The sequence below is a fragment of the Pseudomonas sp. FP1154 genome (assembly GCF_030687245.1).
Lineage (GTDB): Bacteria > Pseudomonadota > Gammaproteobacteria > Pseudomonadales > Pseudomonadaceae > Aquipseudomonas > Aquipseudomonas rhizophila.
Genome location: NZ_CP117465.1, coordinates 3183305 through 3200916, shown reverse-complemented (window position 1 = coordinate 3200916; position 17612 = coordinate 3183305). Strand labels below are relative to the sequence as shown.

General features: G+C 60.3%; 16 protein-coding genes. 4 read left to right on the top strand and 12 right to left on the bottom strand.

What is annotated here, in order from left to right; all coding sequences use genetic code 11:
* Window positions 1-132: 132 nt before the first annotated feature.
* Window positions 133-603, top strand: a complete 471-nt coding sequence (locus PSH91_RS14420; RefSeq protein ID WP_047225747.1) for a DUF1289 domain-containing protein — start codon at window positions 133-135, stop codon at window positions 601-603.
* A 27-nt stretch (window positions 604-630) separates the two neighbouring features.
* On the opposite strand, the gene PSH91_RS14415 is transcribed toward PSH91_RS14420, so the two are convergent.
* The gene (locus tag PSH91_RS14415; RefSeq protein ID WP_047225748.1) at window positions 631-1494 is read right to left on the bottom strand and encodes a universal stress protein; all 864 of its coding nucleotides are present in this window, start codon (window positions 1492-1494) and stop codon (window positions 631-633) included.
* A gap of 159 nt (window positions 1495-1653) precedes the next feature.
* On the opposite strand from PSH91_RS14415, the gene PSH91_RS14410 reads away from it, so the two are divergent.
* The gene (locus tag PSH91_RS14410) at window positions 1654-2259 is read left to right on the top strand and encodes a tRNA-(ms[2]io[6]A)-hydroxylase (protein WP_305465986.1); all 606 of its coding nucleotides are present in this window, start codon (window positions 1654-1656) and stop codon (window positions 2257-2259) included.
* Window positions 2260-2394: 135 nt separating this feature from the next.
* Here the strand turns inward: PSH91_RS14410 and PSH91_RS14405 are convergent, their stop codons facing one another.
* The 4 genes from PSH91_RS14405 to PSH91_RS14390 form a co-directional block, all read right to left on the bottom strand.
* Window positions 2395-2883: a GFA family protein gene (locus PSH91_RS14405; protein ID WP_160892248.1), complete on the bottom strand. Its 489-nt coding sequence runs from the start codon at window positions 2881-2883 to the stop codon at window positions 2395-2397.
* Between the two features lie 191 nt (window positions 2884-3074).
* Window positions 3075-3692 carry a DNA-3-methyladenine glycosylase gene (locus PSH91_RS14400; protein ID WP_107322351.1) on the bottom strand — a complete coding sequence of 206 codons (618 nt, stop codon included), beginning with the start codon at window positions 3690-3692 and terminating at the stop codon, window positions 3075-3077.
* A gap of 23 nt (window positions 3693-3715) precedes the next feature.
* Window positions 3716-4798 (bottom strand): bifunctional transcriptional activator/DNA repair enzyme AdaA, encoded by a 1083-nt coding sequence (locus tag PSH91_RS14395; RefSeq protein ID WP_047225752.1) that lies wholly within the window; start codon window positions 4796-4798, stop codon window positions 3716-3718.
* A 66-nt stretch (window positions 4799-4864) separates the two neighbouring features.
* Window positions 4865-6319 (bottom strand): TrkH family potassium uptake protein, encoded by a 1455-nt coding sequence (locus tag PSH91_RS14390; protein WP_107322352.1) that lies wholly within the window; start codon window positions 6317-6319, stop codon window positions 4865-4867.
* A 202-nt stretch (window positions 6320-6521) separates the two neighbouring features.
* Between PSH91_RS14390 and PSH91_RS14385 the strand changes: the two genes are divergently transcribed.
* Window positions 6522-7109: a LysE family translocator gene (locus PSH91_RS14385; protein ID WP_305465984.1), complete on the top strand. Its 588-nt coding sequence runs from the start codon at window positions 6522-6524 to the stop codon at window positions 7107-7109.
* Between the two features lie 28 nt (window positions 7110-7137).
* On the opposite strand, the gene PSH91_RS14380 is transcribed toward PSH91_RS14385, so the two are convergent.
* Window positions 7138-7962: an AraC family transcriptional regulator gene (locus tag PSH91_RS14380; RefSeq protein ID WP_305465983.1), complete on the bottom strand. Its 825-nt coding sequence runs from the start codon at window positions 7960-7962 to the stop codon at window positions 7138-7140.
* 137 nt (window positions 7963-8099) lie between these two features.
* On the opposite strand from PSH91_RS14380, the gene PSH91_RS14375 reads away from it, so the two are divergent.
* Window positions 8100-9062, top strand: coding sequence for a sensor domain-containing diguanylate cyclase (locus PSH91_RS14375; protein ID WP_305465982.1), 963 nt, complete (start codon window positions 8100-8102; stop codon window positions 9060-9062).
* 254 nt (window positions 9063-9316) lie between these two features.
* Here the strand turns inward: PSH91_RS14375 and fabI are convergent, their stop codons facing one another.
* Genes fabI through PSH91_RS14345 form a run of 6 tightly spaced genes read right to left on the bottom strand, consistent with a single transcriptional unit; the run spans window position 9317 to window position 17523 of the window.
* Entirely contained in the window at window positions 9317-10111 is a 795-nt protein-coding gene (gene fabI, locus PSH91_RS14370; RefSeq protein ID WP_003202751.1) for an enoyl-ACP reductase FabI, read from the bottom strand.
* Window positions 10112-10130: 19 nt separating this feature from the next.
* A complete protein-coding gene (locus PSH91_RS14365; protein ID WP_076384417.1) occupies window positions 10131-11741 on the bottom strand; it encodes an ABC transporter ATP-binding protein in 1611 nt (536 codons plus the stop codon).
* Window position 11742: 1 nt separating this feature from the next.
* On the bottom strand, window positions 11743-12762 hold the full coding sequence (locus PSH91_RS14360; RefSeq protein WP_047225759.1) for an ABC transporter permease: 1020 nt from the start codon (window positions 12760-12762) through the stop codon (window positions 11743-11745).
* A gap of 1 nt (window position 12763) precedes the next feature.
* Window positions 12764-13837, bottom strand: a complete 1074-nt coding sequence (locus tag PSH91_RS14355) for a microcin C ABC transporter permease YejB (RefSeq protein WP_047225760.1) — start codon at window positions 13835-13837, stop codon at window positions 12764-12766.
* Window positions 13838-13840: 3 nt separating this feature from the next.
* Window positions 13841-15694, bottom strand: coding sequence for an extracellular solute-binding protein (locus PSH91_RS14350; RefSeq protein ID WP_047225761.1), 1854 nt, complete (start codon window positions 15692-15694; stop codon window positions 13841-13843).
* Complete coding sequence (locus PSH91_RS14345) at window positions 15691-17523, bottom strand: extracellular solute-binding protein (protein WP_047225762.1); 1833 nt, start codon at window positions 17521-17523, stop codon at window positions 15691-15693. Before PSH91_RS14345 ends, PSH91_RS14350 begins: the two co-directional genes overlap by 4 nt.
* Between the last annotated feature and the right edge of the window lie 89 nt (window positions 17524-17612).

Genomic DNA, 17612 nt, shown 5'->3' with positions numbered 1-17612 from the left:
CCTTAAAAGGCTGGCTGATTCTACGGCAAAAAAAAAATAAACGTAAGTTGGCCCCTGAAGTTTGAGGGGTGATCAATCTTAGACAAAGGGCTAACATGCCGGCCTGTCCTGCTTTTGCGTGTGTTTTTCCTTATGCCCAACCAGCTCATCAAGACCCCCTGCGTCGGCCTTTGCTCCACTGTCTACGGTGACCTGGTGTGCCGTGGCTGCAAGCGGTTCCACCATGAAGTGATTCATTGGAACGGCTATAACGAGGACGAAAAACGCGCGGTGTGGATGCGGCTTGAGCAGTTGCTGGTCCAGGTAATGGTGGCCAAGCTGGAGGTTTTTGATCCTGCGCTGCTGCGCCAGCAACTGGAAACACGCAAGATTCGTTTTGTGCCGCACCAGTCGGAATATTGCTGGGCTTATCAATTGATCGCCCGTGGCGCGCGGGTGATCAACAACCTGGAAGCCTACGGTATGGTGCTGATGCCCGAATTTCGCGACTGGGACCTGCCGGACCTGCGCGACGCCATTGATCGGGAATTCTTCCTGCTGTCCGAAGCCCATTACCAGCGCTACATCGCGCCGGGGTTCCTGAAGGATGCCATTGGCGGCTGAAGGAGATGGCTTTTGTGGCGAGGGGTGTCAGTCCTTGACCGCCAGCTCCACCAGATGATCCTCGACCTCCTGCGGTTTGAGCACCAGCACGTCGCTTTCCAGCGTGTCGAGCACCGCTTCGGCGGTATTGCCGATCAAGACCCCTGACAACCCGGAACGGGCCACGGTACCGATCACTGTCACCGCCGCCTGCAGCTTGCGCGCCATGTATGGAATCAGCACGTCCGCCGGACCTTCTTCGATGTGCAGGTGTTGGTCGTCGATGTCGAACTCAGCCTGGAACGCCCGGCATTGTTCGCGGTATTTGGCCTCGATGGTTTCCTTGAGCTGGAACGTCGGATCGGCGGAGGACAGCATCGGTGTGGGATGGGCGCTGATCACGTGCAGGTGCGCCTTGGCCAGGATGGCAATGTCGTAGCCGTGATCGATGATGGTGGAGTGCAGGTGGCGGTGCTCGCCGTCGGCATTGCCCACGTCGACGGCGGCGAGGATCACTTTGTCTTTCCAGGAACCGGCGGTTTTCACCAGCAGCACTGGAGTCGGGCAATGGCGCAGCAATTTCCAGTCCGCCGGGGTGAGCAGGGCTTTTTTCAGCGGGCTGTCGGGAAAATGTTGCTTGATCACCAGGCCGCAACCTTCGGCCTGCTGTACGTCGATGATGGTTTCGTAGAGGCTTTCGTTCCAGGCCTGTTCGGTGGTGACACTGTAGCCGTCGGCCAGCAACGCGGCCTTCAGCACGCTGAGCATGCCGGCATGGTCATGCTTCTTGTCACACACCAGCAGATGCAGGTGGGCCTGGGTGACACCGGCAATCAGCTTGGCGCGCTTGAGCGCGAGGCTTTCCGAATGTTCGGGGTCGATGACCACCAGAATGCTGCGAATGGCTTGCATGATCGGCGTCTCCAGCAATAAAAAGGCATGGCGTTGCTCAACTATAGTTGTTGTATGGCAGTCGTCGACTTGATGCATATCAACGGCGGTGGCTGGTGGTCTGGAGGCAGGCCGGTATAATCGGCGCCCTTCGCTCGACTCTCTTTTTCCGTGAGCCCCATGATCCTTCCCGAAATTCATGAATTCCTTGGTTGCCGCACTCCCGATGCCTGGGTCCAGGCGGCGCTGGCCGACCAGGAGACGCTGCTGATCGACCACAAGAACTGCGAATTCAAGGCCGCCAGCACCGCCCTGAGCCTGATCGCCAAGTACCACTCCCACGTTGACCTGATCAACCTGATGTCACGTCTGGCCCGGGAAGAACTGGTGCATCACGAACAGGTGATGCGCCTGATGAAAAAACGCAAGGTCGGCTTGCGCCAGCTCTCTGCCGGGCGTTACGCCTCGGGGCTGCGCAAAGTGGTCCGCAGCCACGAACCGGTCAAACTGGTGGACACTTTGGTGGTCGGCGCTTTCATCGAGGCCCGCAGTTGCGAGCGTTTCGAGGCCCTGGTGCCGCACCTGGACGAAGAATTGGGCAAGTTCTATTTCGGCTTGCTCAAAAGCGAAGCGCGGCATTTCCAGGGCTACCTGAAACTGGCCTACCAGTATGGCGACGCCAAGGACATCGCCCAGGTGATCGACAAGGTTCGTGACGCCGAGCAGGCGCTGATTGAATCGCCGGATATGGAGTTTCGCTTCCACAGTGGTGTGCCTGCGGTATAGGGCTGTTTGCCCTGACGCCATCGCGAGCAGGCTCGCTCCCACATTTGATCTTCAGTGAACACAAGTAATGAGTACACCGAAAATCCCTGTGGGAGCGAGCCTGCTCGCGATGAGGCCTCACGCAGCTCTACATCCTTAATCGCTCAAACCCAGGCGCTCATGCCATTGGGCAATGGACTCCTGGGGATAGATCTCGAACTGCTGATCGCCGGCGTGCGCCTCGACTTCCACCCACGGCGCCTTGGAGCCCAGCATCAGATGGGTGTGCTCAGGCGGTACCGGCAACGGCGTGTCGATGGCAGAGGCGAACGGGTGGATCAGCTCAGGCCATTCGGGGCTGAACAGCCACAAGCCTGAACCGCAAAGGGAACAGAAATGCCGTTCGGCGCTGCTGCGGTGGGCGCGTTTATCCCCGTCATTCCTGAGCCGCGCATGATAGATCGAGATGTGCTTGCGACCGCGTACCTTCAAGCTCCGGGCATCGCCCCCCAGGTTTATCGCAAAGCCGCCTCCACCCTGGGTCTTGCGACAGATCGAGCAGTAGCAGCGCTGATAAGGGTAGGGGTGGGCGCTGTCGAGGCTGAACGACACCGCGCCGCAATGGCAGGATCCTTCGAGCTGCATGAGAACCTCCGGTTGGCAATTGGGAAGTGGCTCAGGACAGCCTAGACGGTCGGCATTTTTTGACAGCTGAATTCAGGCCGGCCATGCGGCAGCCATCGCGAGCAGGCTCGCTCCCACATTTGATCTTCAGTGAACACAAACACCGAAATCCCTGTGGGAGCGAGCCTGCTCGCGATGAACGATGACGCGCTCTAGCGACCGGGCACCCGCCACAAATACCACGCCGCCACCGTCCGATGTGGGCTCCACGCCTGTCCAATCCCAACCATCTGTTTGCGCGTCGGTTGGACGTCCAAACCCTTGAGCCGCCGATACCCCTCACGCACTCCAAAGTCATCCGCCGGCAGGATGTCGGGTCGCTCCAGGCTGTAGATCAGCAGCATCTCCACGGTCCAGCGTCCGACGCCGCGCAGGGTGATCAAGCGTTCGATCAAGGCCTCATCATCCATGGCCAGCGCCGCGGGGTAGTCCGGCACCACCTCGTCCAGCGTCGCTTGAGCGATGCCCTGTATGGTCGCGATCTTGCTGGCGGAAAATCCGCAGTCGCGCATCTGTTGGAAGTCAGTCGCCAGGATCTGCTCAGGCCTGGGGAATATCGCTCCCGGAAACAGCCGCAGAAAGCGACCGAGAATCGCATCGCCGGCTTTAGCATGCAATTGTTGATAGGCAATCGCCCGGACGAGTGCTTCATACGGGTCGCGGGCCGGTTTGGGTTGCAGCAGGCAAGGGCCGATCATCTCGACATGACGGCACCAGTCTTCGTCGAGGCTTGCCAGAAAGGTGCTCGCATCGTGGTACGGGACAGGCATCAGGTGTTCACTCGGCAGGCTGATCAGAATGCCAGTGGCAGGGACACCTGCACCGCGGCCTTTTCCAGCCGCAACAGAAAAGCCTTGCGTGGCTGCCCGCCACCATAACCGGTCAACGAGCCATCCGCACCGATCACCCGGTGGCAGGGGATGACGATGGCCAGGCGATTCTGGCCGTTGGCCAGTCCCACCGCACGGCTGGCACCAGGACTGCCGAGGGCAGTGGCGATGTTGCCGTAGCTACGGGTTTCGCCGTAGGGGATTTTTTCCAGTTCAGCCCAGACCCGGACGGCGAAGGCGCTGCCGGGCATGTGCAGCGGCACGCTGAACGAGGTGAGCTTTCCAGCGAAATAGTCGGCCAGTTCGGTTTCGATCTGTTGCAAGTGGGGATTGTGCCCCGGGGCGACGGTATAGCCGTAGCGTTGTTGCAACTCTTCGATTTCCCGGGTCAGGGCCGGGCGGTCGAGGAACTCCAGCAACACCAGGCCGCGCCGTTCGGCCATGGCCAGCATCGGCCCCAGTGGCGTTGTCAGGCGGGTGAACAGCAGGGGTTCGCTGTGGGCGGCGCGGCCCGGTGTGATGTGGAAAGACTTCACGAAGGCGTCACGAAATCCGCTCAGGGACTCGTAGCCTGAGTCAAAGGCCGCATTGTCGATGGAAATCCCTTCTTTGATGCCCCCCAGGGCGATGCCCAGCCGTCGAGTGCGCAGGTACGCATGGAAAGTCATGCCGAAATGCTGCTTGAACCAGCGCCGCAGCTTCAGCGGTTCAATGCCTTGTTCCAGCAACAAAGCATCGGTCCAGCGCAGGTCGGGTTCGGCGTCCACGGCCTTGAGCAGCGCCTGGATCCAGGCGGGCGCGATGGCGGCGGCATCCAGCGGCTTGCAACGCAGACAGGCCCGGTAGCCGGCCGACATGGCTTCGTCAGCGTGGGCGAAAAATTCGACGTTTTCCGGCTTCGGCTTGCGCGCCGTGCAGCTGGGGCGACAGAAGATGCCGGTGGTCTTGACCGCCGTGAAGAACACCCCCTCGTAGGCGGTGTCTCGTTCGAGCATGGCGCGGACCATCTCGGCATGGGGTGGGAGCAGCGAGTCGTGTAGGTTCATGGGGGGAGCATAGAGCCAGGCCCGGGATGGCTCCACCGGAAAATCGACAGTGAATTTTCATCCGCCTCAATACTTCCAGAACACCGGCGTGAACAACACCAGCACGGTCAGAATCTCCAGACGACCCAGCAGCATGCCAATGGTCAGCAGCCATTTGGCCGCATCCGGCAAGGTGGAGAAGTTGCCGGCCGGTCCGATGATCGAGCCCAGCCCTGGCCCGACGTTGCACACGGCCGTGGCGGCACCGGTGAGGGCCGTCGTCCAGTCCAGGCCGATCAGCGCAAGCCCAAGGGCGATAGCGCCGATGGTAATGGTGAAGAAAAAAGAAAACGTCAGCAGCGAACGGACGATCTCTTCGTCAATGGGGTGCTTGTTGTATTTTTTCTGAATCACCGCCCGCGGATGGATCAGTTGTTTCAAACTGCCCATCAGTAAGGCGCCGGCCACCTGAAAACGAAAAATCTTCAGCCCGCCGGAGGTGGATCCCGAACAACCGCCGACAAACGTCAGGTAAAAAAATAGCAGCAGGGCAAAGCTGCCCCATAGCGAGTAGTCACCCAGCGCCACACCGGTGGTGGTGACCACCGAAGTCACGTTGACGGCTACGATGCGCACCGCGTCCAGCCAGGCGTAGTCGCTGTTCAGGCTCAGCCAGGTGCCCACCACGAGCCAGGTAATGACCAGGAATCCGAGGAATCCACGGACCTGATGATCCCTGAGCAACGCTCGTTTGTTCCCGCGCAACGTGGCGACATACAAGGTGAAGGGCAGTGCGCCGGCGATCATGATAATCACCGAGATCCAGTGGATGGCCGGTTGAGACCAGTTGGCCAAGGACGAATCCGAAGTGGAGAACCCTCCGGTGGAAATCATGGTCATCGCATGGTTGATCGCTTCGAAAGGTGTCATGCCCGCCAGCCACAAGGCCAGGGCGGCCAGGGCACTCAAGCCTAAGTAGAGCCACAGGATGTAGGTCGCCGCCACATGGGAGCGCGGTGTGACTTTCTCCGACCAGTCCGATGATTCGGTCTGGAACAGTCGCATGCCGCCGACCCGCAGCAGCGGCAGGATGGCCACTGCCATGCCGATGAAGCCGATCCCTCCGAGCCACTGCAACATCGAGCGCCAGATCAGCAGGCCCGGGGAGGCATTGTCCAAGCCGGTGAGGATGGTCGAGCCGGTGGTGGTGATGCCGGACATCGTCTCGAAGAATGCGTCGGTGTAGCTGATGTGCTGGATAAACACCATCGGCAAGGCGGCGAAGGTGCAGACAACCACCCAACTGGCAGTGGTCAGCAGGTACATGTCCCGCGGACGCAGTTGTATGTGCTCTGGCCGACCACGTGCTACCAGCAAGATGCCGCAGACAAAGGTGATCAGGCTCGACCACAAGAACGCCGAGAGGTCATCGTTTCGCTCGTACACCATCAGCGTGAGAAGCGGGATTGCCATGCTCGCGGCCAGGGTGATCAGGAAAATGCCGAGGATGAATCCGATAAACCGCACAGCCGCAAGGGACATAAAACACGCCTGAAAGAATGAGCCGCCCAGTATCGATTTCGTTGACCGGACGCTGCGTAAAGTTTGCGTAAAAAAAAGCCCGAAACAGCACCTGTTCGCACGGCGCGCGGTGAGTCGTCGTCATTGGGCAGTTTTGTTCAATACCGCCAGTGGCGTGCAATTTACCTTGAACGCCACCTCACGGACATGAAGAAGGTATGCAATGAGTCTGATTATTTCCATGGCGGCGTTTGCACTGGTCGCGTCCATCACTCCCGGGCCGGTGAATATTGTAGCCCTCAGTTCCGGGGCGCGATTCGGCTTTCGTGCCACCTTGCGTCACGTGGCCGGGGCCACCCTGGGGTTTGTCTTGCTGCTGGTGTTGATGGGGCTGGGGTTGCACGAAGTGCTGCAGCGCTGGCCCGGCCTCACGCGAGTGGTGCAACTGGGGGGCGTGGGATTTCTGTTGTTCATGGCCTGGAAACTGGCGATGGACAACGGGCACCTGGGCGCCGGAGACGAGGAGCGGGCGCCGTCGATGTTTTACGGCGCGTTGATGCAGTGGCTCAACCCCAAGGCGTGGCTGGCCTGTGTGGCCGGGATGGGAGCATTCGTGGCCGATGGTGAGGCGCGGTTGGTGTGGCAGTTTGCGGCTATCTACCTGGTGATCTGTTATCTCTCGGTAGGCTGCTGGGCCTATGCCGGCAGTTTTCTGCGGGTCTGGCTGGGCAACCCGGCGACCATGCGCCTGTTCAATCGGACGATGGCGGCGTTGCTGGTGGTCAGTGCGGTGTATTTGTTGTTGCCTTGAGCCATCCCCGCAAAAGCAGGGTCGGGTATCAACCGCGATATTGGCCCGGGGTGGCGGCCAGGTGTTGTTTGAAGGCGCGCTGGAAATGCGCCTGGTCGGCAAACCCGCTGTCCAGTGCGACATCGGCAATCAGCTTGCCTTCGCGTAACTGCCGACGGGCGAACTGGATCCGACGATTGACCAGGAAAGCATGGGGCGTCATGCCGTAATGGCGCTTGAAGGCCCGGCTCAGGTACGACGGCGAAAGTTGTGCGGCGGCGCAGATGTCTTCAAGTTTCAAGGCCTCGCTGCAATGGTCATGGATAAACTGCGCCGCTCGCATCAATCCCGGGTGGCTGCCACGGTCCGGGCGCCCGGCTGGGTTGAGCCGGTGTTGCAGGTCGATGAAAAACGCTTCGGCGGCGGCGTGTTTGCGGGCGATGTCGATCCGCTCATCCACCAGTTGGCCGTACAAACCCTGTAAGGCGGCAAACAGCTCGATGTCGCGGCTGTGGGTGGTGGCGAAGCCCTGAAAACCCAGGGTCTCGTCAAAGCCGATTCGGCGCTGCAAGTCCGTCAGCCACTGGGTGTCGACGTACAGCATTACATACGACCATGGCTGATCATTGATCGGGTTGCACGCATGGACATCGCCGGGGTTCATCAATACGACCGTACCGCTCTCTACCTGGAAATTCGATTGCTCATGCAGGTAGGTGCTGCGCCCGGCCGTGATCGCCCCGATGGAAAAGTGGTCATGGGAATGACGCGAATAGCAGACCTTGCGTCCATCGGCGATGCCCCGGGCTTCGATGAAGGGCAGCGCTGCATCACGCCAGAAACGTGGGGCGTCGTCGTGGGGGGCGGGCTTCATCGGTCGGCGTCCTCGTCTTGAACCTGTGTCGCAGTGTATTCGGCCCCGTCCAGAAATGCCTGTCTGATTTGGCCGTTCGGTTTGAAGAGGAGAGGGCCTGGGCTAGACTTCAACAAGCCCTCTCGATGGAGTTTCCGATGCTTGCGCCTGGTAAACCGGATAACGAAGCCGTTCGTCTCAAGAATTTGCACTCGCTCAAATTGCTCGACACTGCGCCCGAGGAGCGCTTCGACCGCCTGACTCGCCTTGCCCGGCGTTTGTTCGATGTGCCCATTGCGCTGGTGTCGCTGGTGGATGCCAACCGTCAGTGGTTCAAATCCAATGCAGGCCTGGACGCCAGTGAGTCCGGACGCGACGTTTCATTTTGTGCACACGCCATTCTGCAGGATCAGATTATGGAGGTTTGCGACGCGGAGCAGGACGAGCGGTTTCGCGACAACCCGTTTGTCACCGATAAACCCGGCATTCGTTTCTACGCCGGGCAGCCGTTGGCACTGGATGACGGCAGCAAGCTTGGAACCCTGTGCTTGCTGGACACCAAGCCGCGCAAGCTCAATGACGAAGAGCGCGAACTGCTGCGCGACTTGGCCAGCATGGCCGAGCAGGAAATGATTGCTGTGCAGATGGCGAGCATGGACGAACTGACCTTGCTGTCCAATCGACGTGGTTTCAAGACGTTGGCCCAGCATGCGCTGAGCGTTTGCGAGCGCCTGTCGCGTCCGGCAACACTGCTGTTCTTCGACCTCAACGACTTCAAGCTCATCAACGACCGCTTCGGACACGCCGAGGGCGATACGGCACTAAAAACGTTTGCCGACGTGCTACGCATCGCCTTTCGCGAAAGTGATGTGATCGGTCGTTTGGGTGGCGATGAGTTCGTGGCGCTGCTCACCGGCTCTGCCCATGTCGAAACCTCGGCGATCATGGCGCGACTCAGGGAAATCCTTGATGAGCGCAATGCGATGTTGCAGCGTGGCTATGACATCCGTTTCAGCGTGGGCCAGATCGACTATGACCCGAAGCGTCATCAGTCCATCGACAGCCTTTTGGCGGATGCTGATGAGGCGATGTACATTCAAAAACAGGCTGGCTCGCGCTGACGGCGTCACATCAAGCCCTTATGTGTGCAGGTCCATCGTCATCGCGAGCAGGCTCGCTCCCACAGGGGATTTGTGGTTTGCCCGAAGTCTATGAGCAACTCGGAAAATGTGGGAGCGAGCCTGCTCGCGATAGCGGTGGCCCATTCAACCCGAATGCAAGCTGACCCGCCGCCATGACCAGAGCGGAATAAAAAACGCCGCTTGTCCCTTTTCAGGACAAGCGGCGTTTTTACGCAGCGGATGAGACGTGAAGATTACTCTTCGATGTTACCCATGGCGGTGGTGTTGAAGCCGCCGTCCACGTACATGATTTCACCGCTGATGCCCGAGGCCAGGTCCGAGCACAGGAAGGCGCCGGCGTTGCCGACTTCCTCGATGGTGACGTTGCGACGCAGCGGGGTCTGCGCTTCGTTGGCGGCCAGCATTTTGCGGAAGTTCTTGATGCCGGAAGCGGCGAGGGTACGGATTGGACCGGCCGATACGCAGTTGACGCGGGTGCCATCCGGGCCCAGGGAGCCGGCCAGGTAACGCACGCCTGCTTCCAGGGAAGCCTTGGCCATACCCATCACGTTGTAGTTCGGCATGGTGCGCTCGGCGCCAAGGTACGACAGGGTCAGCAAGCTGCCGTTGCGGCCTTTCATCATTTCACGACCGGCTTTGGCCAGGGCCACGAAGCTGTAGGCGCTGATATCGTGGGCAATGCGGAAGCCTTCGCGGGTGGTGGCTTCGGTGAAGTCGCCGTCCAGTTGATCGCCCGGGGCGAAGCCCACGGAGTGCACGATGCAGTCCAGGCCGTCCCACTTCTTGCTCAGTTCTTCGAAAACCTTGGCGATTTCTTCATCGCTGGCCACGTCGCACGGGAAGCACAGCTCAGGGCTCGAACCCCAGCCTTGTGCGAACTCTTCGACGCGACCCTTGAGTTTGTCGTTCTGATAAGTGAAGGCAAGCTCAGCGCCCTCGCGATGCATGGCGGCGGCGATGCCGGATGCGATGGACAGCTTGCTGGCGACACCGACGATCAGTACGCGCTTACCGGCGAGAAAACCCATGTGTTGCTCCTCTTTCAGGTTATTCGGCAGTTGTTGGGGCCAGGAAAGCGGCCTCCAGCAACTGCTGTGTATAGGGGTGTTGCGGCGCGGCGAATATGCTGCGGGCATCACCTTGTTCGACCACTTGGCCATGCTTGACCACCATCAACTGGTGGCTCAGCGCTTTGACGACAGCCAGGTCATGGCTGATAAACAGGTACGTCAGGTTGTACTTGGTTTGCAGCGACCGCAACAGCTCCACCACCTGGCGTTGCACGGTACGGTCCAGGGCCGACGTCGGTTCATCCAGCAGAATCAACGCCGGCTTGAGCACCAGGGCCCGGGCAATGGCGATACGCTGCCGCTGCCCTCCGGAAAATTCATGGGGGTAGCGGTTCCGGGTCTCCGGATCCAGGCCTACCTCCTTCAATGCCGCGATTATCGCTTGTTCCTGCTCGGCTGCGGTGCCGATCTTGTGGATCCGCAGGCCTTCGCCGACGATCTGGCTTACACACATCCGTGGGCTCAGACTGCCGAACGGGTCCTGAAACACCACTTGCATCTCCCGGCGCAGTGGCCGGACCTGTTGCTGCGACAGGCAGTCCAGCTGCTTGCCTTCAAAGCGGATCCCCCCCTGGCTGCCGATCAACCGCAAGATCGCCAGCCCCAGGGTGGACTTGCCGGAGCCGCTTTCGCCAACGATACCCAGAGTCTGGCCCTGGGGCAGGCTGAAGCGGATACCGTCCACGGCCTTGATGTAGTCCACCGTGCGTTTGAACAGGCCTTTCTTGATCGGGAACCAGACTTTCAGGTCCTCGACCTGCAACAGCGGCGGGCCGACCACGTTGGTCGCCGGGTTGCCGCTGGGCTCGGCGGCCAGCAGTTCCCGAGTGTACGGATGCTGCGGCGCGCGGAACAGCTCTTCGCACGATGCCTGTTCGACGATGCAACCGCGCTGCATGACACATACGCGATGAGCAATTCTTCGCACCAGGTTCAAATCGTGGCTGATCAACAGCAGCGACATACCCAGCCGCGCCTGCAAATCCTTGAGCAATTCGAGGATTTTCAGCTGGACGGTGACGTCCAGTGCCGTGGTCGGTTCGTCGGCAATCAGCAGCTCCGGCTCGTTGGCCAGGGCCATGGCGATCATCACTCGCTGGCGCTGGCCACCGGACAGTTCGTGGGGCAGGGCCTTGAGGCGCTTGTGCGGCTCGGGGATGCCCACCAGTTCCAGCAACTCCAAGGTGCGACGGGTAGCGACCTTACCGGATAGCCCCTTGTGAATGCCCAGCACTTCATTGATCTGCTTCTCGATGCAATGCAGCGGATTGAGGGACGTCATCGGCTCCTGAAAGATCATCGCGATCCGGTTACCCCGGATGTGGCGGATAGTCTTTTCTTTCAACCCGAGCAAATCCTGGCCGGCGTACTGGATGGTCCCGCTTGGATGGTGGGCCAGCGGGTAGGGCAGCAACCGCAGGATCGAGTGGGCGGTCACCGACTTGCCTGAGCCGCTTTCGCCGACCAGGGCCATGGTTTCGCCACGCTTGATGTCGAAACTGACGCCTTCGACCACCCGTTGCCGACGTTCGCCGACGATGAACTCCACGGCCAAGTCGCGCACTTCGATCAGATTGTCCTGATTCATTTCATTTCCTCGGATCGAAGGCATCGCGAGCTGACTCGCCGATGAACACCAGCAGGCTCAGCATGATCGCCAGTACGGCGAACGCGCTGATGCCCAGCCACGGCGCCTGCAGGTTGGATTTGCCTTGGGCCACCAGTTCACCCAGGGACGGAGCGCCCGGAGGCAAGCCAAACCCGAGGAAATCCAGGGCCGTGAGGGTGCCGATGGCCCCGGTGAGGATGAACGGCATGAACGTCATGGTCGAGACCATGGCGTTGGGCAGGATGTGGCGGAACATGATCGCGCCGTTCTGCATGCCTAATGCCCGCGCGGCACGCACGTATTCCAGGTTGCGCCCGCGCAGGAACTCGGCGCGGACCACGTCCACCAGGCTCATCCAGGAGAACAGCAGCATGATGCCCAGCAACCACCAGAAGTTCGGCTGCACGAAGCTGGCCAGGATGATCAACAGGTAAAGCACCGGCAGCCCCGACCAGATCTCCAGGAAACGCTGGCCGGCCAGGTCGACCCATCCGCCGTAAAAGCCCTGCAAGGCGCCGGCGATCACGCCGATGATCGAGCTGAGGAGGGTCAGTGTCAGAGCGAACAGCACCGAAACACGGAAACCATAGATCACCCGGGCCAGCACATCGCGGCCCTGGTCGTCGGTGCCCAGCCAGTTGACCGAGGAGGGCGGTGCCGGGGCGGGGACCTTCAGGTCGTAATTGATGCTCTGGTAGCTGAACGGGATCGGTGCCCACAGCACCCACGCGTCCTTGGCGGCCAGCAGTTCGCGGATGTATGGGCTCTTGTAGTTGGCTTCCAGCGGAAATTCGCCGCCGAACGTGGTTTCCGGGTAGCGCTTGAGTGCCGGGAAGTACCAGCCGTCGTCGTAGTGCACCACCAGCGGCTTGTCATTGGCGATCAACTCGGCGCCCAGGCTGAGCCCGAACAGGATCAGGAACAGCCACAGCGACCACCAGCCACGCTTATTGGCCTTGAACAATTCGAAACGGCGGCGATTGAGGGGGGACAGGTTCATCTCAATGCTCCCGGCTTTCGAAGTCGATGCGTGGATCGACAAAGGTGTAGGTCAGGTCACCGATCAGTTTCACCACCAGCCCCAGCAGGGTGAAGATGAACAGGGTGCCGAAGACCACCGGGTAGTCACGGTTGATTGCCGCCTCGAAACTCATCAAACCGAGGCCATCAAGGGAAAAAATAACCTCTACCAGCAACGAGCCGGTGAAGAAGATTCCGATGAACGCCGAAGGGAAGCCGGCAATCACCAGCAGCATGGCGTTGCGGAACACATGACCATAGAGCACCCGATTGCGGGTCAGGCCCTTGGCCTTGGCGGTGACCACGTACTGCTTGTTGATTTCATCGAGGAAGCTGTTCTTGGTCAGCAGGGTCATGGTGGCAAAGTTGCCGATCACCAGGGCCGTCACGGGCAAGGCCAGGTGCCAGAAATAGTCGAGGATCTTGCCGCCCATGCTCAGTTCGTCGAAATCGTTGGACGTCAGCCCCCGTAGCGGGAACCAGTTGAAATAGCTGCCGCCGGCAAACACCACGATCAGCAGGATGGCGAACAGGAACGCCGGGATGGCATAGCCGACGATGATCGCCGAACTCGTCCAGACGTCGAAATGACTGCCATGCCGCGTCGCCTTGGCGATCCCCAGCGGGATCGACACCAGGTACATGATCAGCGTACTCCACAGCCCTAGCGAGATGGAGACCGGCATTTTTTCCTTGATCAGGTCGATGACCTTGGCGTCTCGGAAAAAACTGTCACCGAAATCCAGGCGAGCGTAATTCTTGATCATGATCCACAGGCGTTCCGGCGCCGACTTGTCGAAGCCGTACATGCGCTCGATTTCCTTGACCAGCGCCGGGTCCAGCCCCTGGGCGCCGCGATAGGCGGAGCCGGCCACCGACACTTCGGCACCGCCACCGGCAATGCGGCTGGTGGCGCCTTCGAAACCTTCGAGTTTGGCGATCATCTGCTCCACCGGCCCGCCGGGCGCGGCCTGGATGATCACGAAGTTGATCAGCAGGATGCCAAACAGGGTCGGGATGATGAGCAATAGACGCCGAAAGATATAAGCCAGCATCGGTTACTCCACACTCGCCGGGGCGACGATTTTTTGCTCGATGACCTGTTTTTCCACCTCGATGGAAGGCTTGACCTCTGGCTTGACCCACCATGTGGTGGTGCCGATGTCGTAGGTCGGGGTGATTTTTGGATGGCCGATGTGGTTCCAGTAGGCTACGCGCCAGGTCTTGATGTGCCAGTTGGGGATCACGTAGTAGCCCCATTGCAACACCCGGTCCAGCGCCCGGGCGTGGGCCACCAGGCTCTTGCGTGAGTCGGCGTTGATCAGTTGCTCCACCAGTTGGTCGACTGCCGGGTCCTTCAGGCCCATGGTGTTGCGGCTGCCGGGATTATCGGCGGCGGCCGACATCCAGAACTCGCGCTGTTCGTTACCCGGCGAGCTGGACTGCGGGAAGCTGCCCACGATCAGGTCGAAATCCCGCGAGCGCACGCGATTGATGTATTGGGACACGTCGACCCGGCGGATCACCAGTTCGATGCCCAGGTCACTGAGGTTACGCTTGAACGGCAGCAGCACCCGCTCGAATTCGGTCTGGGCCAGCAGGAACTCCAGCACCACGGGTTTGCCCTGGGCATCGACCATCTTGTCGTCGACGATGCGCCAGCCGGCCTCTTGCAGCAATTGATAGGCCTTGCGCTGCTGGTCACGAATCATGCCGCTGCCGTCGCATACCGAAGGCTGGAAGGCCTGGGTGAACACCTGCTCGGGGATCTTGCCACGCAACGGCTCGAGGATCTTCAGCTCGTCTTCGCCGGGCAGGCCGGTGGCGGCCATCTCCGAGTTTTCGAAATAACTGCGGGTGCGGGCGTAGGCACCGTGGAACAGTTGTTTGTTGGTCCATTCGAAGTCCAGCAGCAGGCTCAAGGCCTTGCGCACCCGCACGTCCTGGAAGACCGGGCGGCGCAAGTTGTAGACAAAGCCCTGCATGCCGGTGGGGTTGCCGTTGGGGATCTGTTCCTTGATCAGCCGGCCTTCGGTCACGGCCGGGATGTTGTAGGCGTTGGCCCAGTTCTTGGCAGCCATTTCCAGCCAGAAATCGAACTGCCCGGCCTTCAGTGCCTCGACCGCCACGGTGTTGTCGCGATAGTAGTCGGTGGTCAGCACGTCAAAGTTGTAGAAGCCGCGGTTGACCGGCAGGTCCTTGCCCCAATAGTCCTTCACGCGTTCATAGCGAATCGAACGGCCAGCCTTCACTTCGGCGACCTTATACGGACCGCTGCCGAGGGGGATCTCCAGGTTGCCCTTGTTGAATTCGCGCCCGGCCCACCAATGCTTGGGCAATACCGGCAGTTGGCCGAGGATCAGCGGCAATTCGCGGTTATTGGTGTGCTTGAACTTGAACAGCACCTTGAGCGGTTCTTCGGCGATGACTTCAGCCACGTCGTTGTAATAACCGCGGAACATCGGAGCGCCGTCCTTGGTCAAGGTCTGGAAGCTGAACACCACGTCCTCGGCGCGTACGGGATGGCCGTCGTTGAAGCGGGCTTCGGGCCGCAGGTAGAAGCGCACCCAGGCATTGTCCGGGGCCTTCTCGATTTTTTCGGCGATCAGGCCATATTCGGTGAACGGTTCGTCCAGGCCTTGTTTGGCCAGGGTGTCGTAGATCAGGCCGATGTCATCGGCGGGGACGCCCTTGCTGATAAAAGGGTTGAGGCTGTCGAAGCCACCAAACCCGCCCTGACGAAAAATCCCGCCCTTGGGGGCGTCAGGGTTCACATAATCGAAATGCTTGAAGTCGGCTGGGTATTTCGGCGGCTCGTTGTACAAGGTCAAGGCGTGCTGCGGTGCGGCACAGGCCAGTCCGGCGAACAACAGGCCGCTGGCCTGCAGGAGCAGGGCGCGTAAAGGCTTCATTGATCTTTCTCCGAAGATTTCAGCCACCATGCGCTCAAACCCAGGGTGTAGGGCGGCGTAGTGACAAAGGCAAACCGGTTACGGTAGGCCAGGCGATGATAATTGAGATACCAGTTAGGGATGCAGTAGTGCTGCCACAGCAGCACACGGTCCAGGGCTTTGCCGGCGGCGACCTGTTCGTCACGGGTGCGGGCAGACAGGAGCTTTTCCAGCAGGTGATCGACCACCGGGTTGTTGATGCCGGCGTAGTTCTTGCTGCCCTTGACCCCCGCCTGGCTGGAATGGAAGTACTGCCATTGCTCAAGACCCGGGCTGAGGGTTTGCCCCAGGGTCAGCAGGATCATGTCGAAGTCGAACTGGTCCAGACGCTGCTTGTATTGAGCGCGATCCACCGTACGCAGGCGGGCCTGGATCCCGATGCTGGCGAGGTTTTCCACGTAGGGCTGCAGGATGCGCTCCAGGTTCGGGTTCACCAGCAGGATCTCGAAGCGCAGGGGCTGGCTGTCGGCGTTGAGCAGGCGCTGGCCGTGGATGGTCCACCCGGCTTCCTTCAGCAATCCCAGGGCTTTGCGCAGGGTTTCCCGGGGGATGCCCCGCCCGTCGGTCTGGGGCAGGCTGAAGGGTTGGGTGAACAATGCGGGCGGTAGTTGTTCCCGATACGGCTTGAGCAGCAGCCATTCGTGGCCCACCGGAAGACCGCTGGCGGAGAATTCACTGTTGGGGTAGTAGCTGAGGGTGCGCTTGTAGGCACCGCTGAAGAGCGTGCGGTTGGTCCACTCGAAGTCGAACATCAGCCCCAGGGCTTCACGAACCTTGACCTGGGCGAACGTGCTGCGCCGGGTATTCATGAACAGACCCTGGGTCTGGGTCGGGATCTGGTGAGCAATCTGCGCCTTGATCACCTCGCCGCGATTGACCGCCGGGAACCGGTAGCCGTTGGCCCAGTTTTTGGCCTGGTGTTCAATGTAGATGTCGAATTCCCCGGCCTTGAAGGCTTCGAAAGCCACTTCACTGTCGCGGTAGAACTCCACGTCCATCCGGTCATAGTTGTACTTGCCGCGATTGACCGGCAGGTCCTTGCCCCAGTAATTCTTGACCCGCTCAAACACCAACTGGCGACCAGGCTGCACTTTGGTAATCCGGTAAGGGCCGCTGCCCAAGGGCGGTTCGAAGGTGGTGGCCTTGAAGTCGCGGTCTTTCCAGTAATGCTGGGGCAGCACCGGTAACTCACCCAGGCGCAGGATCAGCAGCGGGTTGCCCGTACGCTTGAACACAAAGCGGATTTTCAGCGGGTTGAGGATGTCGACCCGTAGCACTTCCTGAAGGTTGGTGCGGTACTGCGGATGACCTTCCTTGAGCAGCGTTCTGTAGGAGAACGCCACGTCATAGGCGGTAATCGGCACGCCGTCGTGAAAACGGGCTTCGGGTCTGAGGTTGAACACCACCCAACTGCGGTCTTCGCTGTATTCCACTGACCGGGCGATCAGGCCATAGCTCGACGTCGGCTCGTCGCCGGACGGCGCATACTGACCGGTGCCAACCATCAGCGGTTCGTTCAGCTCGTTGATGCCGTATTGCAAGAAGTTGGGCGTCGAAACTGGGCTGCTGCCCTTGAAAGTATAGGGATTGAGCGTATCGAAGGTGCCAAATGCCATGACCCGCAAGATACCGCCCTTGGGCGCTTGCGGGTTGACCCAGTCGAAGTGGGTGAATCTGGCCGGGTACTTGAGCGTGCCGAACTGCGCATAACCATGGCTTTCGCTAATGGTTGCGCCGGCGGGAGAGCTCAAGGCCAGGCTGATCAGGAGCAGGAGGAGGGGACGTATCAAGTCTGAGATCCGATCCAGGCGGCTTGGGCTTTATGGCCCGTACAGTAACAGCTTGTATCGGCAGGAAAAAGGCGGGAGCCGAAAGCTTC